The following is a 255-nucleotide window of genomic DNA, read 5'->3' as shown; positions in this document are numbered from 1 at the left end:
CCTGGAAGCTGGGCATTTATCACTTCAGCACCGTAGTGCCTCGTCGTCACGCCTCAGCGTTGATAAGGGACCGGATTTACCTGGACCCTCCGCCTACACGCTTAAACCGGGACAACCGTCGCCCGGCTGATATAGCCTTCTCCGTCCCCCCTTCGCAGTAACACCGAGTACAGGAATATTAACCTGTTTCCCATCGACTACGCCTTTCGGCCTCGCCTTAGGGGTCGACTCACCCTGCTCCGATTAACGTTGAAC

Annotated in this window: 1 rRNA gene; it reads right to left on the bottom strand. The window is 56.5% G+C overall.

Annotation, left to right across the window (positions count from 1 at the left end):
- Nucleotides 1–255 (bottom strand): 23S ribosomal RNA (locus tag HZZ01_RS21220); the annotation flags it as partial.

It is taken from the genome of Pantoea sp. WMus005, assembly GCF_013415305.1.
Classification (GTDB): Bacteria; Pseudomonadota; Gammaproteobacteria; order Enterobacterales; family Enterobacteriaceae; genus Pantoea; species Pantoea rara.
This window is presented reverse-complemented; position numbering and strand designations above follow the sequence as displayed.